Source organism: Actinomadura sp. 6N118 (assembly GCF_044326415.1).
Lineage (GTDB): Bacteria > Actinomycetota > Actinomycetes > Streptosporangiales > Streptosporangiaceae > Spirillospora.
On record NZ_JBIRAZ010000004.1, the window covers coordinates 564,246 to 587,548 of the forward strand.

Annotated in this window: 20 protein-coding genes and 1 pseudogene; 4 read left to right on the forward strand and 17 right to left on the reverse strand. The window is 71.3% G+C overall.

The window, feature by feature from the left end; all coding sequences use genetic code 11:
• Positions 1 to 39 precede the first annotated feature (39 nt).
• On the forward strand, positions 40 to 1,449 hold the full coding sequence (locus ACH34W_RS13400; protein ID WP_395961134.1) for an MFS transporter: 1,410 nt from the start codon (positions 40 to 42) through the stop codon (positions 1,447 to 1,449).
• Here the strand turns inward: ACH34W_RS13400 and ACH34W_RS13405 are convergent.
• The 5 genes from ACH34W_RS13405 to ACH34W_RS13425 form a co-directional block, all read right to left on the reverse strand.
• A complete protein-coding gene (locus ACH34W_RS13405) occupies positions 1,437 to 2,291 on the reverse strand; it encodes a hypothetical protein (RefSeq protein ID WP_395961135.1) in 855 nt (284 codons plus the stop codon). The genes ACH34W_RS13400 and ACH34W_RS13405 overlap by 13 nt on opposite strands.
• Entirely contained in the window at positions 2,284 to 2,805 is a 522-nt protein-coding gene (locus tag ACH34W_RS13410; protein ID WP_395961136.1) for an RNA polymerase sigma factor, read from the reverse strand. Before ACH34W_RS13410 ends, ACH34W_RS13405 begins: the two co-directional genes overlap by 8 nt.
• A 90-nt stretch (positions 2,806 to 2,895) precedes the next feature.
• Positions 2,896 to 4,305: a VWA domain-containing protein gene (locus ACH34W_RS13415; RefSeq protein ID WP_395961137.1), complete on the reverse strand. Its 1,410-nt coding sequence runs from the start codon at positions 4,303 to 4,305 to the stop codon at positions 2,896 to 2,898.
• Between the two features lie 2 nt (positions 4,306 to 4,307).
• Positions 4,308 to 5,216 carry an AAA family ATPase gene (locus ACH34W_RS13420; RefSeq protein ID WP_395961138.1) on the reverse strand — a complete coding sequence of 303 codons (909 nt, stop codon included), beginning with the start codon at positions 5,214 to 5,216 and terminating at the stop codon, positions 4,308 to 4,310.
• Positions 5,213 to 5,641 (reverse strand): hypothetical protein, encoded by a 429-nt coding sequence (locus ACH34W_RS13425; RefSeq protein ID WP_395961139.1) that lies wholly within the window; start codon positions 5,639 to 5,641, stop codon positions 5,213 to 5,215. The genes ACH34W_RS13420 and ACH34W_RS13425 overlap by 4 nt, the downstream gene beginning before the upstream one ends.
• A 161-nt stretch (positions 5,642 to 5,802) precedes the next feature.
• On the opposite strand from ACH34W_RS13425, the gene ACH34W_RS13430 reads away from it, so the two are divergent.
• Positions 5,803 to 6,165: a hypothetical protein gene (locus ACH34W_RS13430; protein ID WP_395961140.1), complete on the forward strand. Its 363-nt coding sequence runs from the start codon at positions 5,803 to 5,805 to the stop codon at positions 6,163 to 6,165.
• Between the two features lie 28 nt (positions 6,166 to 6,193).
• On the opposite strand, the gene ACH34W_RS13435 is transcribed toward ACH34W_RS13430, so the two are convergent.
• From ACH34W_RS13435 to ACH34W_RS13485, 11 genes and pseudogenes are all read right to left on the reverse strand, one after another.
• Positions 6,194 to 8,425, reverse strand: coding sequence for an acyl-CoA dehydrogenase (locus tag ACH34W_RS13435; RefSeq protein ID WP_395961141.1), 2,232 nt, complete (start codon positions 8,423 to 8,425; stop codon positions 6,194 to 6,196).
• Between the two features lie 112 nt (positions 8,426 to 8,537).
• Positions 8,538 to 9,539, reverse strand: a complete 1,002-nt coding sequence (locus ACH34W_RS13440) for a TerC family protein (RefSeq protein WP_395961142.1) — start codon at positions 9,537 to 9,539, stop codon at positions 8,538 to 8,540.
• A 239-nt stretch (positions 9,540 to 9,778) separates the two neighbouring features.
• Positions 9,779 to 11,095, reverse strand: coding sequence for a glycosyltransferase (locus ACH34W_RS13445; RefSeq protein WP_395961143.1), 1,317 nt, complete (start codon positions 11,093 to 11,095; stop codon positions 9,779 to 9,781).
• The gene (gene murJ, locus ACH34W_RS13450) at positions 11,088 to 12,713 is read right to left on the reverse strand and encodes a murein biosynthesis integral membrane protein MurJ (protein WP_395961144.1); all 1,626 of its coding nucleotides are present in this window, start codon (positions 12,711 to 12,713) and stop codon (positions 11,088 to 11,090) included. The genes ACH34W_RS13445 and murJ overlap by 8 nt, the downstream gene beginning before the upstream one ends.
• A gap of 13 nt (positions 12,714 to 12,726) precedes the next feature.
• Positions 12,727 to 13,788: a hypothetical protein gene (locus ACH34W_RS13455; protein WP_395961145.1), complete on the reverse strand. Its 1,062-nt coding sequence runs from the start codon at positions 13,786 to 13,788 to the stop codon at positions 12,727 to 12,729.
• Between the two features lie 5 nt (positions 13,789 to 13,793).
• Positions 13,794 to 14,753 (reverse strand): copper transporter, encoded by a 960-nt coding sequence (locus tag ACH34W_RS13460; protein WP_395961146.1) that lies wholly within the window; start codon positions 14,751 to 14,753, stop codon positions 13,794 to 13,796.
• The gene (gene steA, locus ACH34W_RS13465; RefSeq protein WP_395961147.1) at positions 14,750 to 15,988 is read right to left on the reverse strand and encodes a putative cytokinetic ring protein SteA; all 1,239 of its coding nucleotides are present in this window, start codon (positions 15,986 to 15,988) and stop codon (positions 14,750 to 14,752) included. Before steA ends, ACH34W_RS13460 begins: the two co-directional genes overlap by 4 nt.
• A gap of 241 nt (positions 15,989 to 16,229) precedes the next feature.
• On the reverse strand, positions 16,230 to 17,927 hold the full coding sequence (gene recN, locus ACH34W_RS13470; protein WP_395961148.1) for a DNA repair protein RecN: 1,698 nt from the start codon (positions 17,925 to 17,927) through the stop codon (positions 16,230 to 16,232).
• 241 nt (positions 17,928 to 18,168) lie between these two features.
• Positions 18,169 to 19,056, reverse strand: a pseudogene (locus ACH34W_RS13475) (NAD kinase); the annotation flags it as partial.
• A complete protein-coding gene (locus tag ACH34W_RS13480) occupies positions 19,053 to 19,862 on the reverse strand; it encodes a TlyA family RNA methyltransferase (RefSeq protein ID WP_395961149.1) in 810 nt (269 codons plus the stop codon). The pseudogene ACH34W_RS13475 and the gene ACH34W_RS13480, both read right to left, overlap by 4 nt.
• Positions 19,859 to 20,302, reverse strand: a complete 444-nt coding sequence (locus ACH34W_RS13485; protein WP_395961150.1) for a hypothetical protein — start codon at positions 20,300 to 20,302, stop codon at positions 19,859 to 19,861. Before ACH34W_RS13485 ends, ACH34W_RS13480 begins: the two co-directional genes overlap by 4 nt.
• Before the next feature lie 115 nt (positions 20,303 to 20,417).
• Here ACH34W_RS13485 and ACH34W_RS13490 point away from each other — a divergent pair, with 115 nt between their 5' ends.
• A complete protein-coding gene (locus tag ACH34W_RS13490) occupies positions 20,418 to 20,759 on the forward strand; it encodes an SCP2 sterol-binding domain-containing protein (RefSeq protein WP_395961151.1) in 342 nt (113 codons plus the stop codon).
• Positions 20,760 to 20,770: 11 nt separating this feature from the next.
• On the opposite strand, the gene ACH34W_RS13495 is transcribed toward ACH34W_RS13490, so the two are convergent.
• A complete protein-coding gene (locus ACH34W_RS13495) occupies positions 20,771 to 21,763 on the reverse strand; it encodes a glycerophosphodiester phosphodiesterase family protein (protein ID WP_395961152.1) in 993 nt (330 codons plus the stop codon).
• Positions 21,764 to 21,969: 206 nt separating this feature from the next.
• Between ACH34W_RS13495 and ACH34W_RS13500 the strand changes: the two genes are divergently transcribed.
• Positions 21,970 to 23,247 (forward strand): vanadium-dependent haloperoxidase, encoded by a 1,278-nt coding sequence (locus ACH34W_RS13500; RefSeq protein WP_395961153.1) that lies wholly within the window; start codon positions 21,970 to 21,972, stop codon positions 23,245 to 23,247.
• Positions 23,248 to 23,303: the final 56 nt, after the last annotated feature.

Here is a 23,303-nt window from a genome sequence, read left to right on the forward strand (position 1 = left end):
GTTCATAGAACTTACAGAACGTGACGAGTTGGAGAGCGCATGACAACCCTGGAATCCCCTCGCGCCGGTTTCCGTGACGGCGGTTCCACCGCGGCGCTCGTCCTGCCCAGCGCGGCCACCCTGCTGGCGCTGATGAACTACACCGCGCCCTTGGCCACGCTCACCGACACCTCCGCCGGGCTCCACGCGGGCGCCACCGCGCAGATCTGGGTGATGAGCTCGATCAGCCTCGGCCTCGCCGCGTCGTTGCTGGCGGTCGGCAGTCTCGCCGACGACCACGGCCGCAAGCGCCTGTTCGTGATCGGCGCGGCCTTGCTCGCCGTGGCGAGCACCGCCTGCGCGACCGCACCCACCGCCGCCGTCTTCATCGCGGGACGGATCGTTCAAGGCGCCGCCAGCGCCGCCCTGCTCGCCGCCGGCCTCGGCATCATCGGGCACTCCTTCACCGGTGGCCCGGAACGTGCCCGGGCCACCGGGATCTGGGGGGCCATGCTCGGGCTGGGCATCGCGCTCGGCCCGATCGCCTCGGCCGGGCTGGCGGCGGCCGTGGACTGGCGGCTCTGGTACTGGGTGACGGTCGCCGCCTCGGCCCTGCTCGCGGTCACGGCCGCCGTCGCCCTCACCGAGTCGCGCGCCGGGCTCCGCCGGGGGCTCGACGTACCGGGCCTGGTGACCATGACCGCGGGTGTGGCCGCGCTGCTCAGCGCGATCACCCTGGGCCGCACGGGCTGGACGCGGCCGGGAGTCCTGATCCTCTTCGCGGCGGCCGTGGCCCTCCTGGCCGCATTCGTGGCGGTCCAGGCACGCGGACGGGAGCCGATGCTCGACCTCGCGCTGTTCCGCCGCCCGCTCTTCCTCCTCTCCGTCATCGGCGCGTTCGTCACCGGCCTGGCTGTCATCGGGGTCATGAGTTACCTGGCCACCGTGATGGATCTGGCGCACGGGCTGACCCCGTTCACCTCCGCACTCGTGCTGGGCATCTGGTCGGGCATGTCGTTCCTCGCCGCACTCCAGGCCCGCAGGCTCCCCGCGCGGCTCTCATCGCGCCACCTGCTGGCCATCGGCCTCGCCCTCAGTGCGCTCGGCGACGTCGCCATGCTCGGCCTCGACCCCGGCGAACACTGGTGGCGCCTGCTGCCGGGCCTCGCCGTGGCCGGCATCGGCAGCGGCCTCGCGAACGCCATGCTGGCGCGGCTCGCGGTGGAGAGCGTCCCCGCCGACCGCGCAGGCATGGGTTCGGGCGCCAACAACACGGCCCGCTACGTCGGCGCGTCGGTCGGCGTCGCCATGGTGGTCGCGATCGCCACGAGCGGCGTCCACGAGCACGCTCCGGACGCCGCCCAAGCCCTGACCGACGGCACCGACATCGCCATGCTCGTCTCCGCCGCGCTCGCCCTCGCCGGCGCCGCCCTGGCGGCCCTGATCCGCGAGCTCCCTCAGTCCCGGTAGCCCAGGGAAGCCAGGCGCGTGACCATGGCCTGGGCATTCCGCTCCAGGTCGTCGAGCGTGGTGAGCTTGGGGCCCTCATTGCGAAGGCTCGAGTAGATGGCGATGACGCTGCCCTGGCGGACGGCCACCCCCTCCTGGGTCTGCGGGGTGGGATCGGAGCCGTCACCGGGGTCGAAGCGCGAGAAGCGAACGGCCTGCGAGCCGAGCGCCGGCCGTTCGGACTGCACCGGCTGTCCGCAGGCCTCGACGCCACTGATAAGGAGGTCCATGATGTGCCGGGCTTGGCCCACGTCGGCGAAGGCGATCACCTGCTCCCCCAACTTGCTCGACGTGCGTTCGTTCCCAGACTCCGGGTTGCCGTCGTACTCGATCTCGTAGCGGTTGACCGTGCCGGGAATGTCACCGTCCCATGGATCCAGAGGATCCTTCGCCGCGGCGCCGCATGCGGGAAGGAGGATGGACGACGAGGCGACCTTGTTCCACAGCTTGGACGTGGTGTACCGCTTCCGGGGGTCGTCGCGGTCTTTGAGTTCCTTCTCGGCGTAAACGAGGTCGGCGAGGCCGAGCCCGCGCGGCCGGGTCGTTGGCACGCCGGTGACGGCGGGTGGCGTGACCACCTCGTCCCGCATCGTCCCGGTCTCCTTGACCACAAGCAAGCCGCCCGCGGCGACGACCGCTGCCGCGCCCAGCGCGGCGTACCGCACCCGGGCCCGCCGCCGCGCCCGGCCAATGATCGTCCCAGGCTCGGGGGCGACGACGTTCGGCGCGACCTCGCCGCGCAGATCACGAAAGGCGGTATCGATTTCGCTGTCGTGGTCGAAGGCGCTGTCGATGTCACGCATGCCGGGCCTCCTTGTTCTCGTCCTCGTCCGCTCGTTCTCCGTCGGCCAGGAGCTCGGCCAGCCGCTGCCGCCCGCGGGACAGGCGGGCCTTGACCGTGCCCTCCGCCACGCCCTCGATGGCGGCGATCTCCGCGATCCGGTAGCCGCCCATGTGGTGCAGCACGACCGCGCGTCGCTGGGCCTCGGGGATCTGGCTCAACGCGGCGACCAGGGCGACCGACGTCTCGCCCGGTGGGGCGATGTCCGGAGGCGGGCCGTGGCGGAGCATGCTCGTCATGGCCGACCGCGCACGGCGCCAGCGGCTGACCGCGAGGCGGTAGCCGACACGTGCCACCCAGGCGCGCGGGTACTCGTAGGAGCCCACCTTCCGCCAGTGCGACCAGGCGCGCATGAACGCCTCCTGAGCCGCCTCCTGGGCCTCGGCCATGCTGCCGGTGTAGGCGTAAAGCTCGGCCACCAGGCCGGGATAAGCGCCGCGATAGAACTCCGCGAACGCCGCGTCATCCGCCGCCACATGACCCCCTTCCGTCTTCGGTATCGAGGGATACACGCGGCGGCGACACCTGTGGTTGCAGGCCGTTGCGAGTTTTCTACGCGAGTTTTTCTACGCGAGTTCTTCGATGAATTCGGCGAGCTGCGTCAGGTTGCGGCATTCGTACATCGGCAGGAGTTCGCCGTACCGGGAGGCGGCCGAGTCGCCGGTGTCCCATTGGGAACGCGGCTCGGGGTTGAGCCAGTACGCGTGCCTCGCCTGATCGACCATGCGGCGCAGGATCGGCAGGGAGAGCTCGCCGTAGTTGGAACGGGCGTCGCCGAGGACGAGCAGCGAGGTCTTGGGCGTGATGGCGTCCGCGTACTTCTCGTCGAACACCTTGATGGCGTGGCCGTAGTTGCTGCGCCCGGTGATCCAGACCAGATCGGCCTCGGCGGCCATCCGCGTCATCGCGTCGACGACGTCGGTGCCGGGCGCGAAGTACTTGGTGATCTCGTCGGTCGCGTCGATGAAGGCGAACGCGCGGACCTTGGTGAACTGCTCGCGCAGCGCGAACGTCAGCAGGAGCGTGAAGTGGGCGAACGCCGAGACCGAGTCGCTGGCGTCGCAAAGGATCACCAGTTCGGGCTTGTGCGGGCGGCGGGGCCGGTGGTGGGTGGTGAGCGGCACTCCCCCGGTCGCCAGCGACGCGCGCACCGTCCGGCGGAAGTCGAGGCGGCCGCGGTGGCCGAGCCGGTGCTTCTGGGTGAGCCGCGAGGCCAGGCGCCGGGCCAGCGGGTAGACCTCACGGCGCAGCGCGGTCAGGTCGGCGCGGCTCGCGGAGGCGAAGTCGAGCCGTTCCAGTGGCGGGCGGACGGCCAGGCGCGCGGTGCGTTCAACTCCGGTGTCCTCGGCGATCCGCCGCCGGACCTCGGTGGCGACCAGGTCCTCGAAGCGGGAGATCCGGTCGCGGAACGTGCGGCGCGCGACCCGCTCGGCCATGCCACCACGGTCCTGGCCGGTCAGCACGGCGTTGAGCAGCCCGGCCATCAGCGTCTCGGCCGACATCGCGCGGAGCACGCCGGACGAGAACCACGACTCCTGGCCGGGTGTCTGCCCGTACTCCGCCACGGCCGTACGCGTGAACTGGCGCAGGCCCGGGTCGTCGCCCGAGAGCAGCAACTCGAAGAGCTCCTCGCGCCGCGCCTGGACCTCGGGGTCGAGCGCGGGCGGCACGCGGCGTTCTCCGGGGTCGCGCCGGCGGATCGGCCGGTCCGGCGGGACAGCGCCGTCGCCCAGCGCCGCCGGGAACCAGAGGTCGAAGAGCGTGTCGAAGGTCGGCCGGTGCACGGGCCGCTTGACGAGCGTGGCGGCGTACGCGGCGCGCAGCATCTCGCGCTCGCCCAGGTCGATGATCTGCATCGCGCGTACCGCGTCCAGGCCCTCGGCGACCGACACCGGCAGGCCCGCCTCGCGGAGGGCCGCGACGAAGGCGGTGTGCCGGTCGACGAGCGAGCGCCGTGCGCCAGTGGGGGCCGCCATCGTCAGCCCTTGAGTCCCAGTTTCCCGAGGTCTGGTTTCCCGAGGCCCAGTTCCTTGATGGCGCGCTCCTGGTCGGAGACGTGCTTGAGGACGACGCCGAGCGTCCGGGCGACGGCGGCCTCGTCGAGCTCGTCCAGCCCGAGGGCGAGCAGCGTCCGGGCCCAGTCGATGGTCTCGGCGATCGACGGCGCCTTCTTGATCTCCAGGGCGCGGAGCGTGCCCACGGTGCGGACGAGCTGCTCGGCCAGTTCGGCCTCGATGCCGGGGACCTGCGCGAGCACGATGTCGCGCTCGCGGTCCGGCTGCGGGTAGTCCAGGTGCAGGTAGAGGCAGCGGCGCTTGAGCGCCTCTGACAGCTCGCGGGCGGCGTTGGAGGTGAGGACCACGAACGGCCTGCGCACCGCCTTGACCGTGCCCAGCTCTGGAATGGTCACCTGGAAGTCGGAGAGCACTTCCAGCAGCAGACCCTCCACCTCGACGTCGGCCTTGTCGGTCTCGTCGATGAGCAGGACCGTGGCGCCGCTGCGCCGGATGGCGGCCAGCAACGGGCGTTCGAGGAGGAACTCGTCGGTGAAGATGTCGTCGTGCGTGGAGTCCCAGGCCTGGTCGTCCGGCGCGGCCTGGATGCGCAGCAGCTGCTTCTTGTAGTTCCACTCATACAGCGCGCGGGCCTCGTCCAGGCCCTCGTAGCACTGCAACCGGATCAGCTCGGCGTCACCGGCCTTGGCGACCGCCTTGGCCAGCTCGGTCTTGCCCACCCCGGCAGGCCCCTCGACCAGCAGCGGCTTGCCGAGAGCCTGCGCCAGGAACACGGTGGTGGCGATCGAGTCGTCGGCGAGATAACCCGCGCGGGCGAGCTCCCGTTCGACGTCGGCGGGCGAGATGAAGAACGAGTCGGGATTCAGGCTCATGCCTTCGCTTTCGTGTAGATCTGGTTCGTTCCGGCGAAGGTCATCTTCTTGCCGTCCGCGCTGACCTCCGCGCCCCAGTACGAGGCGCTCTTGGGGTCGCCGCCCTGCCATGAGAAGCGGAATTTGCCCTTGCTCTCCGGAATGGCCTGGCCGCTCCAGAGCGTGTTCTTGTCCTTCATCCAGACGCCCTTGCCGTCCGGCTTGAAGAAGAAGTAGTCCTGCCGGGTCCCGACCCAGCGGCCGACGAGCGGTTTCACGTCGGCGGCCGCGACCTTGGGCAACGGGGCGAGCTTCGCGGGTGCCGCGGAGTCGGCCTTGCCCGGGGTGTCGGCTTTCTTCTCGCCGCCGCCGCAGCCGGTGAGAACGAGAGCGGCGGCGGTCGCCGCGCCGGCCAGGGACAGGGTCGAACGGGCCCGCACGCTCACGTGGACCTCCTGGAGGCGATGAGGAGATAAGAGAGGGATGACGAAGGAGTCGGCAGTTTACCGGCGCGTAGCTCCCTGACCCCCCTCATCCCTGGGAGGTACGGGACGTTTCGTTCCCAAGAGGGAAGCCATCGGGCGGATCGGGGGCCTATAACCGAAGAATGACGACTCCACGGCTGCCCCGGGACGACCTCGCCGCGGCACTGGCCGCCCGCCGCGAGCTGGGTCCCGACTACGACGACGCCTTCATCGAGTCGGTCGTCGACCGGATCGAGCAGACGTTCGACGCACGCATGGCCGGTCAACCGCGCCCCGTGCCAGGCCCCGCGTACGCGCCGCCATTGCCGCAGCGGACGGGCACCGGGGGCGGTGCCGACCTCGCGCTGGCCATCGTCTCCCTGGTGGCGGCCATCCCGCTGAGCGCCATCGCGGTGGTGAACGAGGGGATGGGCGCGCTGATCATCGTGTGGTTCTCGATCGTGGCGATCAACGTCGCGCACGCGATGCGTCCCCGGCGCGGCTGAACCCTCCGGCCGGGGCGCGGCGCGGGCCCTATTTCCCGGGCTCGGGGTCACGGGGGAGGCCGAGCAGCCGCTCACCGATGATGTTGAGCTGCACCTCGGTCGTCCCGCCGTAGATGGTCATCGCCCGGCTGAACAACATCGCCCGGGCGATGATGCCGGTCGGTGTTTCACCCCCATGGCTACGCCCCACCACCCCCGGTGTCATGGGCACCTGGGTTGCCGCTGCCTCGCCCTGCGCCGCCCAGCAGTAGTCGGCGACGTCCTGGTTGAACTGGACGCCGAGCAGCTTGCGGACGCTCGCCTCCGCGCCCGGTTCCACCCCGTTCAGCTGCTTGAGCGTCGTGCGCAGGCTCAGCAGGTCGATGGACTGGCCCTGGGCGACGAGTTTGCCGACCTCGGCCGTGGCGATCGCGTCCAGGTCCTTGCCCTTGAAGAACGCCAGCAGCTCCGGCACGCCCATGCCCATGCCGCCGCCCGTGGACAGCGACACGCGCTCGTTGCTGAGGGTGTTGCGGGTGACCTGCCAGCCCTGGTTGACCTCGCCCACCACACAGTCGTCCGGGACGAAGACGCCGTCCAGGAACACCTCGTTGAAGAGGGACTCGCCGGTGAGCTCCTTGAGCGGCCGCACGTCGACGCCCGCGGCCTTCATGTCGACCAGGAAGTAGGTGATGCCTTCGTGCTTGGGCGCGTCCGGGTCGGTCCGGGCGATGCAGAAACCCCACTGGGCGAACTGCGCGACGGACGTCCAGATCTTCTGCCCGGTGAGCTTCCAGCCGCCCTCGACCCGCTCGGCCTTCATTGAGAGGGAGGCGAGATCGGAGCCGGCACCCGGCTCGCTGAACAGCTGGCACCAGACCATCTCGCCGCGCAGCGTCGGCCGCAGGAACCGTTCCTTCTGCTCGTCGCTGCCGTAGCGCACCAGCGACGGCACCAGCCAGGCACCGATCACGAGGTTGGGCACCTTGACCTTGGCGGCCTTGAGCTCCTGCTGGATGACGATCTGCTCGACCGGGCCGGCGCCGCGTCCCCAGGGCTCGGGGAAGTGCGGCACGGTCCAGCCGTTGTCGCCCATGGCGCGGTGGCGTTCGTCCTTGTCCGTGATCGCGGCGAGCTCGGCGATGTCGGCGCGGATGCGCTCGCGGAGCGGCTGCGTGTCGTCGTCCAGCTCCAGCTCGACGGGACGGCGGCCGCCCGCGCGGGCGAGCTCGGCGACCTTGGCCGCCCAGCCCTTGGCGCCGCCGAGCAGCGCCCGAAGGGTCAGCGCCCGGCGCAGGTAGATGTGCGCGTCGTGCTCCCAGGTGAAGCCGATGCCACCGAGGATCTGGATGGCGTCGCGAGCGGTCTGCACACCGGCGTCGGCGGAGATGACGGCGGCCACGGCGGCGGCGAAGCCGGCTTCCTCGGCGCCCTCGTCGAGCGCGCGGGCGGCGTCCCAGGCGGCGGCACGGGCCTGCTCAGAGGCGATCAGCATCCGGGCGGCCTTGTGCTTGACGCCTTGGAACTGGCCGATCGGGCGGCCGAACTGCTCGCGCACCTTGGCGTACTCGGCCGCGGTCGTGACCAGCCAGCCGGTCAGGCCCGCCGCCTCGGCGCCGAACAGCGCCGCGGCGAGATCGCGGACCTGCGCGGCGGTGATGCCGTCCAGCACGCGGTCGGCGGCCACGGAGACCTCGGTCACTTCGACCTTGGCGACGCGGCGCACCTTGTCGAGGCTCTCCACCGGCGTGACGGTGAGGTCGGCGGCGTCCACCGCCACCCACTGCTCGCCGTCGCCGGTCGCCACCGGCAGCACGATCACGTCGGCGAGCGACGCGCCGAGCACCGTGGCGGCGCTCCCATCGACCACCAGCGCGTCACCGTCGCGGCGGCCGGTGAGCGCACCGGACAGGGCGATCGCGGCGGTCTTCTCGCCCTCGGCGAAGAGGGGCAACAGTTCGCCGCGCGCCTTGGCGTTGCTGGAGACGTTCACTACGGCGCTCGTGAGCACGGTCGGCAGGAACGGCCCGGGCGCGGCGGCCCGGCCCAGTTCCTCCACGACCACGGCCAGTTCGAGTAGCCCGTAGCCCTGCCCGCCGTGCTCCTCTTCCAGGTGCAGGCCCAGCAGGCCCTGTTCGGCGAGGCCCGGCCAGAACGGCGGCCTGGTCTCCTCGTCCGCCTCCAGTGCGGCGCGCACGACCGTCGCCGGAATGTTGCGCTCGGCGAACCCCCGCACCGAATCGGCGAGCGCCTCGTGCTCCTCGGTCAGCCCGATGGCCATTCGTCACCTTCTCCCAAGACCGCATGCCGTTCTCGAACCAGGCAGCTCCGCGAACGCTGTTGACCCCAATTCTAGAACAACGTTCTGGTCCCCTGCGGGAGTGACCTTACTCTCACACCGAATCCGACTCCAGCGCCGGGGACCGCGTGCCGGACGTGTCGTCCAGGGTGTCCTTGGCCGGGCGCTTCGGGGAGACGAGGCTGGCCACCGTGACCGCGACGAGGGTGCCGCCGATCACGCCGAGGGACAGCCAGATCGGGATCTCCGGCGCCCAGGACACGCCGTACTCGTGCATCGCGTGGAAGACCAGCTTGATGCCGATGAAGCCGAGGATGAACGCCAGCCCGTGGCTGAGGTAGACCAGGCGCTCGGCGAGCCCGCCGAGCAGGAAGTAGAGCTGCACCAGGCCCATCAGGGCGAACGCGTTGGCGGTGAAGACCAGGTAGGGCTCGGTGGTCAGGCCGAAGATCGCGGGAATGGAGTCCAGCGCGAACAGCACGTCGGTGGAGCCGATCGCGATCATCACGATGAGCAGCGGCGTGACCATACGGCGGCCGTGCTGCCGGGTGAGGACCTTGTCGCCCTCGTAGTCGTCAGTCGTGTGGATGAACCGCTTGGCCATCCGCAGCAGGCGGTTCTCGTTGAACTCGTCTTCGTCGTCGCCGCGCACCAGGCCGATCGCGGTCCAGATAAGGATGCCGCCGAAGATGAAGAAGACCCAGGTGAACTGGGAGATGGCCGCCGCGCCGACGGCGATGAAGATGCCCCTCAGCACCAGCGCGATCACGATTCCGACCATGAGCACCTTGTGCTGTGCCTGCTTGGGCACGGCGAACCTCGCGAGGATCACCATGAAGACGAAGAGATTGTCGACGCTGAGGCTCTTCTCGGTGACGAAACCGCCGTAGTACTCGGCCGCGTAGCGACCGCCCGAGAAGATCCAGACCCCGATGCCGAACGCGACGGCCAGGCCGATGTAGACGACCGACCAGAAGGCGGCCCTGCGGGTGGTGAACTCCTTGGTCTCGTCCCTGTTGATGACGAACAGGTCGACCGTGATGATGGCGAGGATCCCGATCAGGGTCAGGGCCCACACCCATGGCGATACGTTCAACGTGACACCTCCGGCGGCATGGCGAAGCGCCGGAGGTCTCTCCCGCCTGGGCTGGCAGGCCGACGGCTCCGGGCCGATATGGATCGACCGTGTTGACGAAACCGCCGCGCAGGGATACTCCCCTCCACTACTCCTCTCCAACGCCGGTCGCGATCTTTCCGTTCCCGGTTGCGGGAACTTTTTCCGAAAACCCCGAAACTCGCGCCGGAAGGGACGAACTCCGCCCGTGTCGAGGTCGTCTAAGGGGCTTTCGCGTGGAGTTCGAGGTAGAGGCCGGCGAGCTGGTCGACGGCGTCGGCCTCCGTCGGGAGCGCCGTCGCCCGCTGGGCAGCCGCCGCGCCGAGCCGTACGGCCAGCGCGGGATCGTCCAGGATGCGGCTGACGGCCCGTTCCAGCGCCGTGGCGTCCCCGGGCGGCACCAGCAGCGCGGCGTCGCTCTCAGGCCCGTGCAGCAGCGGCTCCGCGGACCCTGGACCGCGCGGCGCCGCGCTCGGCGCGCTCGCCGCTGTGCCCGCCGCAGGCCCCTCCCCCCCGACCATCATCGGGATCCCGCCGACGCGGGTCGCGACCAGCGGCCGTCCCGAGCGGAGGATCTCCTGGACGATCAGCGGCTGGCCCTCCCAGACGCTCGGCACCACGGCGACGTCGGAAGCGGCCAGGAGCTCCGGGACGTCCGAGCGCCGGCCCAGGAGCCGCACCGGGAGGTCCTCGGCCTCGATCCGGGCCTGGAGCTCGGCTTCGAGCGGGCCGTCGCCGGCGATCACGACCAGCGGGGCCGGCGCGCGGCGGCCCCAGCCCGCGGCGGCGTCCAGCAGCGTGGGGAGACCCTTCTGGTCCGCGAGCCGCGCCACCGTGAGGATCAGGGACCGCTCCCCCACGCCGAGCTCCGCTCGCACGTCCGCCCGCGCAGCGGGGCCGGGCTGCGTCCGGGGAGGCGGGGCGGGTACGAGCGCGTGCCCGACCGACCGCGCCCCGAGGGCCCGCATCCGGTCCTCGAGATCCGGCGACACGCCCAGCACACGGTCCGCGCCGCGCGCGACGACCCGTTCGAGCGCGCCATAGACCGCGGCCGTCCTCCCACCGGCGATGACGGCGTTGTGGAGCGTCACAATCAGCGGAGGCCCGCCCTTGGAGAACCGCAGCGGGCCGGGCGCGACCCGGGCGCACGCGGCGACCGCCAGCGCCCCGGCGCGCAGCCCGTGCGCGTGGACGACGTCGGCGTCGCGCAGCAGCGCACGCAGCCTCCGGACCGCCTTGGCGTCGCTCAGCGGGCGTGGGCGATCGGCGAGATCGACCTCCGCGAACCGGGCGCCCACCCCGGTGAACGTGAACAACTCCTCGGTCGCGGCGGGCCCGCACACCAGGACACGGGCCCCGCCCGCGACCAGGCCGGCGGCCGTGGACAGCACATGGCGCCCCACCCCGCCCGCGCTGGTGCCCAGCACGCAGAGCCGGGCGCGGGCCCCCCCCCCCCCCGCGACTCTCAGGCCGGTCAGCTCCGTGCCGGGCTTCGCGTGCTCGGACATCGGGCGGTCAGACTTCGGGCGGTCAGACATTGCGCGCCACCTTCCGGGTGAGTACGGCCCGCAGATCCCGGCCGTCGATCATGAACGCGACCACTACGAACACCACGCCCGCGACCAGGCCCGCCAGCGCCCCGACCCCGGCGTTCACGACCTGGCCCCCGGTGCCGAGGGCCGCGGCGGTGGCATATCCCGCCGCACCGCCCGCACCGCCTCCGGCCAGACCTGCGGCCAGCGCGCGCGGCACGCCGTGCACGGCCGCCCGGCCCCTGGCCCGGACGAGCGTCCCCAGCAGCAGTATCCCGGCCACGGTCATCCCGGCCGCGTTGCCGAAGCCGAGCGCGGCGACGACCCACTCCTCGTCCACGGACAGAACGAGCACGAGGTCGGCGGCCATCACCACCAGCCATCCCGCGACGACGGCGAGCGCGCCCATCCTGCCCCGGTGGCACGCGAACAGCACGCGGCCGAGGTGGGCGACCAGGCCGTAGCCGAGGAGCCCTGGCGCGAACGCGTACACCGCCCGGCTGAGGACCTCCTGCTGGAGCGGCTGGCCGGGGTTGAACAACGCGGCGACCGGCAGCGCCACCGCGACGAGAGCGGCGGCGCCCGCGCAGCAGACCAGGATGACGGCTCGGGTGGTCGCGGCCGTGATCTGGTCGAAGCGGCCGGTGTCGCCGTCGCTCATGCGGGCGGACAACATCGGGAACGCGCTGGTCGCGATGGGCACCGCGAGGATCGCCCACGGCAGCAGGTAGATCGCCCAGGCGTACTGGTAGTTGGCGAGGGCGCCGCCGGTCCCCTCATAGCTCAGGCGGACGACCAGCAGCGCCGAAAGCTGCTGCGCGGCGACCGTGGCGAGCCCGGCGACGGCGAGCCGCCGCACCTGGCGTGCGACGCCGTCGGGAAAGCTCAGCGTCGGCCGGAGCCCCAGGCGCAGCCGCCACGCCGCGATGCCCGCCGTGACCGCCATCGCGACGCCGCCCATCGCGGTGCCGATCGACAACACCAGCTCGGCGGAGAGCGGCAGGTGTTCCAGATCGTTCTCGAAGCCGCGCCCCAGCGGCGCGTACACCAGGTAGGCGCCGATCACGACGAGGCTGGACATCAGCGGTGCGAGCGCGGGCGCCACGAAGCGGCGGTGCGACTGCAGGACGCCGTACAGCACCACCGACATCCCGTACATCACCATCTGCGGCGCCATGATCGCCAGCATGTCGGTGCCGACGGAGACGATCCCCGAACGGGAGCAGCCGCTCAGGTCGCCGCCGACCAGCAGCCGCATGACCGGGCCGGCGAGCAGCGCCATCAGCAGCGACAACGGGACCATCAGCATGACGATCCAGGTCAGCAGCGCCGAGGTGATCCGCCGCACCGCCTCGCGGTCGCCGCGTTCGGCCAGACCCGCGAGCACGGGGATGACCATGCTGGCCAGCGCGCCGCCCGCGACGATCTCGTACACGATGCTCGGGAACTGCGTCGCCGTGAAGTAGGCCTGGCTCAGGCACGACGTCGTGACCGTCTGCGAGAAGGCGTACGTACGGCCGAAGCCCGCCAGCCGGGACAGCACGGTGATGATCCCGATGACGACGGCGGCCCCCGCGATGCCGCGCGTGAGGCCGCCGCTGAGACGACGGAGACGTGGTGACAAGGTGCCGCGACCGTCAGACCGTGGGATCTCCCGCACGCGGGTCGCCGGGCCGCGGGCCGGCCTCGGGCTCCACCAGCCGCAGCCGCACCGGCTCACCGGTCGCGGTCTCGGTAGCCGCAGGCTCGGCGGCTTGGGAGCCGACGGCCTTGGCCTCGCCGGTCTCGGACTCGGCAGCCTCGGAGTCGGCAGCGGCACTCGCGGCGACTGGAGCCATCTGCGGGGCCGTCTGCGGCGCGGGCGGGCGGCGGCCGAGCATGTCGATCCAGTCCAGCGCCGGAGTCTGCTTGATCACCTTGGTGAAGCTGACGAACTCGCTGGCGGCGTTGAGGCCGACGAGACCGGCGAGCACCGCCAGGCGCGGACCGCGGCCCAGCCGGGTGGCGGCGAGGCCGAGCAGCGCGCCCAGGGCGTTCGAGCCGGTGTCGCCGAGCATCGCGCGCTCGCCCAGGTCGTCGGGGAGCAGCGCCGCGGCGGCGCCCAGCGGCGCGGCGACCACCGCGGCGCCGGACGAGGTCAGCGCCAGCGGCGTACCGGTGAGCAGCCCGACCTTGATCGCCCGGCCGGGACGCAGGTCGAACAGGTTCATGAGGTTGGCGCCGCCCGCCACGATCGCGCCGTTCACCAGGGTGTCGAACACACGGCCGGGACGGCTGGGGGCGCCGGAACCGGCGATCGCCGCGGCGGCCAGGCCGGTGGCGCCGATGCCGAGGATCTTCACGGCGCCGCTGGTGACCTCACCGCGGGCGAGCGCGGCCAGGTGACCCTTGAAGCCACGGGACGACGTCGTGCCCGCGAGATCGTCATAGCCGCCGAGAAGACCCGACCCGACGCCCGCGAGCAACGCTGCGGCGCGCATCCGGGCGCCGAGCCCGGGGGTGAGAAGACCGCCCGCCGCCGCTCCGGCGACGAACGCGGGTCCCTCCAGGAGGGTGACGGGTTCACCACGGTGGTTCGTACGGCCCCACACCTCGTCGCCGGGCAGCCCGTTCATGCCGGGAGGGCGCCGTGTCAGCGCGACGTAGGCCGCGCGGCCCGCAGCCGCGCCGAGGGCGGTCCCGATGAGCAGTCGCCGCACCGCCGTCACCCGCTCTTCCCCGCGACGGGCGCGGGCGAGGGCAGATAGCCGCTCGCGTCCGGCCCGATGCCGTACTGGCCTGCCTTGCCCGCCAGCTCCTCCTGCAGCGCGAGGATCATCACGACCCGGCCGGAGGGCTGGTCGGCGACGTCGACGGAGGAGACGTTCTTCTCGGCGTCGGAGCCGCGCAGCGCGGCGATCAGGCCGCCGCCCTTCTGGGCCGCGGTGTTGGGGCCGCCGAGGGCGGACCCCCGGTCGGCGGCGTCGAGCGCGGTGGTGAGGGAGAGCAACGCCTGGTTGCCGGTCTCCCCGCCGGTGCCCGTGTACGGGGTGGAGGGTGCCATCACGACGGCGAGTGTCGCATGCTGACCGGGCTTCCCGCTGGTGGTCACGTAACCCAGCTGCTTGAAGCCGTTGAGGATCGCGCCGCCGGACGCGTCCTCCCGGCCCGCTTTGGCCACGTCCTTGGTGACGATCGCGCTGGCCAGGACCGCACCGGCCTTGTCGTAGGCGTCGGCGTCCGCCGCGAACGTGACCCCCTCGGGCTTCAGCTGGTTGGCGAGCTGCTCGACCTCGGTCTGCCGGTTGTCGTCGAGGTATTTCTTCTGGATCGTCACCCGGCCGGTCACCGCGGCGCCCGCCTTCTGCACGAGGTTGCTGAGCTGCTCCAGCGCGTCGCTGGCGGCGCCGGGCGTCTCGATGAAGACCACCGACTGGCCCTTGAGCCGGTCGGCGACGGTCTGCTCGGCGAGCGCCTGGGCGAACTGCTCGTCGCCCTTGATCTGCCTGCTCAGCCCTGTGTTCTCGTCGCGGAGCCGGTCGCCGCGCTCCTTGGCGTCGTTGGCCTGGTTGCGCAGGCTGTCGGCGACCGACTGCGAGAGCGTCGTCGAACCGAGGATGATGCCGAGGGCCAGCGCCAGGAAGATCGCGACGATGGAGACGAGGTGATAGCGGAAATCGATCACGTGAAGAGTCCGGTCAGCCAGAAGAGGAAGGCGTGCCAGCGGTCGGCCAGCAGCGGGAGCAGGACGTCCCCGGCCGGCGACATGATCACGGCGGTGGTCATGGCGATGAACGCGCCGAGCACCAGGAACAACAACGACCAGGTGGAGATGCGGCTGCGGTAGAGGCGGCTCACACCCTTGGCGTCGACGAGCTTGCTGCCCACCCGGAGCCGGGTGAGGAACGTGCTCGCCATGCCCGCCCGGCCCTTGTCGAGGAACTCGACCATGTTGGCGTGCGTCCCGACCGCGACGATGAGCGTGGCGCCCTTGTCGTCGGCGAGCAACATCGCGATGTCCTCGCTCGTCGCGGTCGCGGGGAAGGTGACGGCTTTCTGGCCGAGCTCCTCCACCCGCTTGAGCCCCGGCGCGCGGCCGTCCCGGTAGGCGTGCACGACGATCTCGGCGCCCGAGGTCAGCGCGTCGTCGGAGACCGAGTCCATGTCGCCGACGATCATGTGGGGCCGGTAGCCGGCCTCCATGAGCGCGTCCGCGCCGCCGTCCACGCCGATGAGCACGGGCCGGTATTCGCGGATGTACGGGCGGAGGGCGGCGATGTCCTCGCGGTAGTGGTAGCCGCGCACGACGATCAGCACGTGCCGGCCCTCGATGCGGGTGTCCACCTCGGGCACGCCGACGCCGTCGATGAGCAGGTCGCGCTCGCGCTTGACGTACTCCATCGTGTTGGCGACGAACGCCTCGAGCTGGTGGGACAGGCCCGCCTTGGCCTCGGTCAGCGCCTCCTCGACCGTCTCGGGCGTCTGCACGGTGCCCTTGGCGACCACGTCGTCACCGCGGTAGACGGTCTCGTCCTCGAGCCGGACGAGATCGCCCTCCTTGACCTTGGAGAAGATCTCCGGGCCGACGTCGTCCAGCAGCGGGATGCCCGCCTCGACCAGGATCTGGGGCCCGAGGTTGGGGTAGCGGCCGGAGATGCTCGGCGCGACGTTGACCACGGCGGCCACCTGGCACGACACCAGCGCCTCGGCGCTCACCCGGTCCAGGTCGACGTGGTCGATCACGGCGACCTCGCCCGCTGCGAGGCGTTTGGTGAGGTCCTTGGTGCGCCGGTCGAGGCGCACCGCGGCGCTGATCCCGTGCTGGCCGTCCTCCCGGCCCCGGCCCAGTGCGCGCACGCGACGCTGGAGCCTCGGCGAGATCCGCACGCGACGCTCGGTGATGGGAGACGGGTCGTTCATCGGTTGACATCCTGCCAGAGCGCGAGAGGGGAGACCTGTAACGACGAGCGGCGAGGCGTGTTCGTTCGTGTACTCTCGGTGGCTTTGGACCGTTCGACCACTCCCGGGCGTCGCGGACCGTGCTCCTTGCGCTTCAACGAGTGCCGTCGCCCGGGCGTTCCGTGGGGCCGGTCCCGGTCAGTGTTTCCTGGTTCATTGTCCCGGATCAGCGCTCTGGATCAACTTCCCGGCAGTGCGTTCCTCAGTGTTCCTCGGCGGCGAGCTGGAGCAATTCCTCCGCGTGGGCCCGGCCGAGCTCGGAGTCCTCCAGGCCGGCGAGCATGCGGGACAGCTCGCGCAGCCTGCCCTCGCGGTCGAGCGCGGTGACGCCGCTGCTGGTGACGAGGCCGTCGTCGGACTTCTCGACCAGCAGGTGCTGGTCGGCGAACGCGGCCACCTGCGGCAGGTGTGTGACGACGATCACCTGGGCGTTGCGGGCGAGCCGGGCGAGCCGCCGGCCGATCTCGACCGCGGCCTTGCCGCCCACGCCGGCGTCCACCTCGTCGAACACGAACGTCGGCACGGGGTCGGCGCCGGCGAACACGACCTCGATGGCCAGCATGACGCGCGACAGCTCACCGCCGGAGGCGCCCTTGTGCAGCGGCAGCGGCTGGGAGCCGGGGTGGGGAGCGAGCCGCACCTCGACCTCGTCGGCGCCGTGCGGCCCGTACTCCGGCGTCTGGGTGACCGAGACGACGACGCGGGCGTGCGGCATCGCGAGCGCCGTGAGCTCCTCGGTCACCGCCTCGGAGAACCGCTCGGCCGCGCGCGTGCGCACCTCGGTCAGCTCCGCCGCCTCGGCGGCCAGCCGTTCGGTGAGCTCGGCCTCCTCGGCCTGGAGGGCCTCGATGCGGTCGTCGTCGCCTTCCAACTCGATGAGCCGCGCAGCGGACTTGCGCGCCCATTCGAGGACCTGGTCGAGTGTCTCGCCGTACTTGCGGGTGAGCCCGGTCAGCTCCGCGCGGCGCTCCTGGACTGCGGCCAGGCGAACGGGGTCGGCCTCGACGGACTCGGCGTACGCGGCCAGCTCCGTGCCGACGTCGGACACCAGGTAACCGGCCTCGGCCAGGCGGTCGGCGAGGGCGGCGAGGGCAGGGTCATGATCGCGTACGGAATCCAGCGCGTGGCGGGCCGAGCCGAGCAGGCCCACGACGTTCGCCGCCTCCATCACCGCGGCCGGGTCGCCGAGCAGCGCCTCGTGCGAGGTCGTCGCGGCGTTGCGCAGGGCGTCGGCGTGACCGAGCCGCTCTTCCTCGGCGGCCAGCTCGACGTCCTCCCCCGGCTTGGGATCGACCTTCTCGATCTCCTCCAGGCCGAAGCGGAGCATGTCCGCCTCCTGCGCGCGTTCGCGCGCCCGGGTGGTCAGCTCCTCCAGCAGCGCGGTGACCTGCCGGTGCCGCTGGTAGGCGGTGGTGTACGCGCGCATCGGCTTGGTGAGGGCGTTCCCGGCGTACCGGTCGAGCGCGCCGCGCTGCCTGCCCGCCTGCAGCAGCCGCTGCTGGTCGGACTGCCCGTGCACGGCCACCAGGTCGTCGGCGAGGTTGATCAGCAGGCTGACCGGCACCGACCGGCCGCCCAGGAACGCGCGCGAACGGCCCTCCGCGGACACCGACCGGGTGATGATCAGCGTGCCCTCGTCCAGCTCACCGCCGGCCTCCTCGACCCGGCCCCGCACCCGGCCGCCGGGATCGACCACGATCCGCCCCTCGACGGTCGCGCGCTCCGCGCCCGGCCGCACCCGCTGCGGATCGGCACGGCCGCCGAACATCAGCCCCAGGCTGGTGACCACCATGGTCTTGCCCGCGCCGGTCTCGCCGGTCACGACGTTGAACCCCGGCGACAGGTCCAGCACGGCCTCGTCGATCACGCCGAGGCCCTGGATCCGCACCTCATCGACCATCGGACGCACCAGCGTCAACCCCTCGCAAACAGTTCCCGGTTCCGCGCCTCGCTGTTTCGCTGTATCGCTGGTGAGATTATCGCTCTTGTCCACGTCCAGGTTCCTTGCCGACGGCAGGGGTTTCGTCACAGACAGGCGGAACACCCCCTGCGCCATTGGCCGCGGTGTCGTCCCCGATGGCGCCGTCGAGACGCCGGGAGGCCTGGTACGAGGCCTGCTCAGCGGCCTCGGCGGCGGCCTGGCGCACTCGGCCGCGCCAGCCGGTGACCGGCAGGCCGAACTTGGTGACCAGGCGGTCGGTGAACGGGGTCAGATGCAGGCGGGCGAGCCGCACCGGCTCGGCGCCCCGGCGCACCTCGATCCGCGCGCCGGGCGGCAGGTCGAGCGTGCGGCGGCCGTCGCACCACAGCACGGCGCGCGGGGTGCCCGGCAGCACCTCCATCGCCACCACCGAGCGCGGTGACACGACCATCGGCCGGGCGAACAGCGCGTGGGCGCTGATCGGCACGACGAGCATCGCCTCGACCTCCGGCCAGACGATCGGCCCGCCTGCGGAGAAGGCGTAGGCGGTGGATCCGGTGGGCGTGGCGCACACGACGCCGTCGCAGCCCCAATGGGACAGCGGCCGGCCGTCGATCTCCACGACGACCTCCAGCATGCGCTCGCGCTCGGCCTTCTCCACGGTGGCCTCGTTGAGCGCCCAGGTGGTGCCCGTGACCGATCCGTTGCGGCGCACCACGACGTCGATGGTCATGCGTTCCTCGACCTCGTAGCGCTTGGTGACGACGCGTTCGACGGTGGCGGTGAGGTCCTCGCGTTCGGCCTCGGCGAGGAAGCCGACGTGGCCGAGGTTGACGCCGAGCAGGGGCGTGCCCGCGGGCTTGGCGAGATCGGCGGCGCGCAGCAGCGTGCCGTCGCCGCCGAGGACCATGACGACCTCGGCGTCCGCCGCGGCCGCCGCGGAGGGCGGCATCACCTCCACGCCCGCGCAGCCGATGTCCTCGGCCTCGCCGACCAGCACGCGAACACCGATCCCGGCGGCGCTGAGCCGCTCGATCACCAGCTGCGCGCTGCGTACCGCCTCGCGCCGCCCGGTGTGGGCGACGACCAGCACCGACCTTGTGCTCACTGGGGCCCCTCCGTGATGGCCTTCTTCAGCTCGGGCTCGTCCAGGGGCGGCGCCCCCGCGCGCAGCCACAGGAAGTACTCCACATTGCCCGATGGACCGGGCAACGGGCTGGCGGTCACGCCTTTGACTCCCAACCCGAGTGTCCGCGCGTGGGCCGCCACGTCCCGTACGGCCTCGGCGCGCAGCTCGGGATCCCGGACGACACCGCCGGCGCCGACCCGGTCCTTGCCCACTTCGAACTGGGGTTTGACCATGAGGGCGTAGTCGGCATCGGGTGCCACGCAGGCCTTGATCGGCCCGAGGACGAGCTTGAGGGAGATGAACGACAGATCGCCGACCACCAGATCCGGCGGCGCGTCGCCGGGCTGCCCCAGCCGCTCGGGGGTCAGGTCACGGATGTTGACCCGTTCGAGGACGCTGACGCGTTCGTCCGTACGAAGCGACCAGGCGATCTGGCCGTAACCGACGTCCACCGCGTACACGTGCGCCGCCCCCGCGCGGAGCAGCACGTCCGTGAAGCCGCCGGTCGAGGCTCCTGCGTCAAGGCAGACGCGCCCCTCGACGCTGAGGTCGGAGAAGGCCTCCAACGCGCCGGCGAGCTTGTGCCCGCCGCGCGACACGTACTCCGGCCCGCTCTTGGCCGTGTCGACCACGATCGGCGCGGCGGTCTCGACCTGCGTGGCGGCCTTGGCCGCGGTCTGCCCGCCGACTTTGACCAGCCCGTCGGCGATGAGCTGCCCGGCGTGCTCCCGTGACCGGGCCAGTCCGCGCCGCACCAGCTCGGCGTCCAGCCGTCGTCGGCTCATCGCCCGAAGCCGCCCGGCCCTGGCTCCGCGCCGCCCGGACCAGGCGGCCGGGGAACGGGCGGCCCGGAGTCCTCCTCGTCGGCGGAGACCAGCAGTTCCTGCAGCCGCTGGTGAACGTCCTCGAAGATCTCGACGTGGTCGGCCACCTGCGTACCGCCCAGCTCGCCCAGAGGCGCGAGCGCCGCGTCAACGCGCGCGTCACCCGTCGGCTCCGGCGGTGGCCCTGGGCGGAAGGGGGGCACCACATAGGGCCCCGGCAGGTCCCGTGCAACCGTCTGCGGCGGGCCTGGGGAGTGCTCTGGCGCCCCCAACCCCTCCTCAGCCGCCACGGAATCTTCCTCGGGCGTCTCGAGGCCGGGACCGGCGCTCTGTGGCGCGACGGGGGCGGTCTCCTCTTCGAGATCGCCGTCCCCCAGCTCCCCCGGAGCCTCGCCAGACATCACGTTTACCTCCAAGAAGAACCCCGATCGTATGCCGCGGGTCGCTTCGGGCTCAGTTAGAACGCTACCGTCCCTTCACGACATCGTTGCCGACTGAACGGGGAACGGCCTGACCATGGCGAACGAGGAGGACTGCCGCACCGCCCTCATCCGCGTGGCGGAGCGGCTGGGCGACGTGGATCCCGACAAGCTGGCCGAGCATGTCGTCGAACGCACGATCAGCTGCCGGATCCCCGACCTGGGCGTGGCGTACCTGAGCAGGATCCACGCGGGCGGGCTGGACGAGTTCGAGTCCACGCCGGACCCCAGGGCCGCCCAGGTCCGGTTGACCGTGAACAGCGACGACCTGGTCGCGCTCGCGAACGACGAGCTCAATCCCGCCAAGGCCTGGGCCTCCGGCCGCCTCAAGATCGAGGCGAGCATCTTCGACCTGCTACGCCTCCGCAAGCTGCTCTGACCGCGACAGGTTCAGCGCGCGTGGTAACGCCGCGGCAGCTTGAAACCGCGCTCGGCCATCAGAACCCGCAGCCGGTCGGGGTAATCGGTGATGATCCCGTCGACCCCGTCGTCGATCAGCTTGCTCATGGTGGCCGTGTCGTCCACCGTCCACGGAATCACCTTGATCCGCATCCGGTGTGCCTGGTCGACCATGGCCTTGGTGACGTACGGCCGGTAGCCGGGGTCGGTGATCTTGCCGTTCTGCGGGAAGCCGTGCACCGGCGAGAACGCGACCGCGCCGAACGTCTTGATCGCTTTCAGCGGATCGCCGCCGAAATCATCGATGTCAATGCCACCGAGCCACGGTGACTTGCCGGGCTGCCCGATCTGCAGGAAGTCGAAATTCGTCAACGCCACCAGCGGCAACCGGCGTTCGACCTGGCGCATCCGCATCAGCGCGCCCCAGTCGAAGCTCTGGATCGTGACCTGCCGCAGGAGCTTCGCCCGGCGCACCTCCTTGGCCGTCACCTGCACGAACTGCTCACGCGGTGCGGTCTCGCTCGGCGCGCCCGCCTCGACCTTGGTCTCCACGTTCAGCTTGACCCCGTACGCCCGGTACCGGTGCACAAGTGCGAACACCTCGCGCAGCAGCGGCATCTTTGCCCCGGGAACCGCCCGCTGACCAGGGAACTCCGGCAAGGTCTGCGATCCGCAGTCCATCGTCCGGACCTGCTTCAACGTCAGCGTGTTGATGTATTTGCCCACATACGGGAACTCCGGGTCACCCACCGTGGCCGGGGCGGTGTCCTTGCACTTCCTGGGACTGATCCGCCGGTCATGGGTGACGACCGCCTGCCGGTCCTCGGTGATCTGTACGTCCAGCTCCAGCGTGCTCACGCCGAGTTCCAGGGCGTTGGCGAACGTGGGCAGCGTGCTCTCGACCACAAGCCCGAGCCCGCCCCGATGTGCCTGCAGGTCAAAGCCACGTCCCGCCGAAGCAGGCTGGGCCGTTCCGACCGCCAAGACGGATCCAAGAGCCACCACCGCAACGCGGCGCCGATCACCCATCCGAATGCCCCTTCCGTCTCCTGCGGCACACAGTCGGGCACCGACCCGACCACCAGATGATTCCAAGGAAAACGATCAGTGACGCCCAGGTGCCGATCTCGGCCAGGCCGATCCCGGCCCACGCCATTGCCCGCCACGCCAACCGGTGATCGGCTCGGTCGATGAAGAGACTCGTGCTGCTCCTGATCATCGCCCTGGCAAGCGCCCAGCCCGCCTCTGCGAAGCTTCGGCAGGACCCTGTCGCCGCCTGGAACGACCTGGCACTGGAAACGGTCCGCCTCACCCGCGCGAGCGACACCGACGCCGCACGTTCGTACGCGATGGTGAACGCGGCAATCTACGACGCGGTCAACGGAATCGCCTCACAACACAGGCGCCGCGCCCATCTCCTGAAGCCGCCAAAGGGCGCTCCGCCCCAAGGTGACCAGCACGCAGCGGCCGCCGCCGCGGCACACGCTGTGCTGACCCGCCTCTATCCCGACTACACCGACCGCTACGACGACCAACTCAAAGCCGACCTCGGTGAAGGTCCCCGCGTAGCTGCCGGTCGAGCCTGGGGCGAATCCGTAGGAACGTACATCTTCGACCTCCGGACAACGGACGGATCACGTCCCGTGGAGACCCAGCCGCCCGGCTCCGGGCCTGAGATCTTCCCCCAAGCCTGGTCCGGCACCCAGTACCGGAACATGGCCCCGTTCGGCATCCTCGACGCCGCCCGCTACGTGGGCCCTGGCCCTTCGCCCCTCGCGAGCCTCGACTACGCCGCCGCCTTCGCCGAGGTCAAGCTCGTAGGCGATGCCCGGATCCCGGACTCCGGCAAGTCCGCGCTCTACCAGTACTGGTCGCTGCCCACCGGCTCGGCCCAACCCCCCGGCGAATGGCTCAAGATCGCCCTGAAGGTCTCCGCGCAACTCCCCCTCACCCAAAAGTCACGCCTCTTCGCACTCCTGGGCACCGCAATGTCAGACGCCTCGATCCCCACCACCCGGACCAAATTCGTACACCGCCATTGGCGACCCGAAACAGCGATCCAGCAAGCCGACACCGACGGCAACCCCCACACCGAGAAGGACCCCGCCTGGAAGCCCCGCGCAGGCAGCCCGGGCAGCACGCCGGAGTACATCTCCGGCCACAGCTCCTTCAGCGCCACCGCCGCGACCGTCCTCGGGGGCTTCTTCTGCGCCGACCGCATCCCGTTCACCCACGTCACCGATTCGGCGCCCACCGACCCCGCCACAGGCCGCCCGATGGAACGAACCTTCGCAAGCTTCTCCGAAGCCGCCGCTGAGGCCGGCCGTTCCCGAGTCGTGGGCGGCGTCCACTTCGAGTTCAGTAACCAGGCAGGCCTGACCATGGGCCGAAACGTGGCCGCCGAGATCCTCTCCCGAAAACTCCTCTACACAACGCCCCCCACCCACCACGGCCAATGCCCCCTCTGACCCCCACACCGACATCCCAACGCCTGGCCCCCTCCGCCCCAGCCATAGCGGCTGCG

Coding starts and splice junctions, on each gene's coding strand:
- ACH34W_RS13480 (WP_395961149.1), bottom strand. CDS start 19,862: ATGAGCCGACGACGGCTGGACGCCGAGCTGGTGCGGCGCGGACTGGCC.
- recN (WP_395961148.1), bottom strand. CDS start 17,927: ATGGTCGATGAGGTGCGGATCCAGGGCCTCGGCGTGATCGACGAGGCC.
- ACH34W_RS13435 (WP_395961141.1), bottom strand. CDS start 8,425: ATGGCCATCGGGCTGACCGAGGAGCACGAGGCGCTCGCCGATTCGGTG.
- ACH34W_RS13415 (WP_395961137.1), bottom strand. CDS start 4,305: ATGGCGGCCCCCACTGGCGCACGGCGCTCGCTCGTCGACCGGCACACC.
- ACH34W_RS13445 (WP_395961143.1), bottom strand. CDS start 11,095: ATGTCTGACCGCCCGAAGTCTGACCGCCCGATGTCCGAGCACGCGAAG.
- ACH34W_RS13400 (WP_395961134.1), top strand. CDS start 40: ATGACAACCCTGGAATCCCCTCGCGCCGGTTTCCGTGACGGCGGTTCC.
- ACH34W_RS13490 (WP_395961151.1), top strand. CDS start 20,418: ATGGCGAACGAGGAGGACTGCCGCACCGCCCTCATCCGCGTGGCGGAG.
- ACH34W_RS13420 (WP_395961138.1), bottom strand. CDS start 5,216: ATGAGCCTGAATCCCGACTCGTTCTTCATCTCGCCCGCCGACGTCGAA.
- ACH34W_RS13430 (WP_395961140.1), top strand. CDS start 5,803: ATGACGACTCCACGGCTGCCCCGGGACGACCTCGCCGCGGCACTGGCC.
- ACH34W_RS13500 (WP_395961153.1), top strand. CDS start 21,970: ATGAAGAGACTCGTGCTGCTCCTGATCATCGCCCTGGCAAGCGCCCAG.
- ACH34W_RS13485 (WP_395961150.1), bottom strand. CDS start 20,302: ATGTCTGGCGAGGCTCCGGGGGAGCTGGGGGACGGCGATCTCGAAGAG.
- steA (WP_395961147.1), bottom strand. CDS start 15,988: ATGAACGACCCGTCTCCCATCACCGAGCGTCGCGTGCGGATCTCGCCG.
- ACH34W_RS13405 (WP_395961135.1), bottom strand. CDS start 2,291: ATGCGTGACATCGACAGCGCCTTCGACCACGACAGCGAAATCGATACC.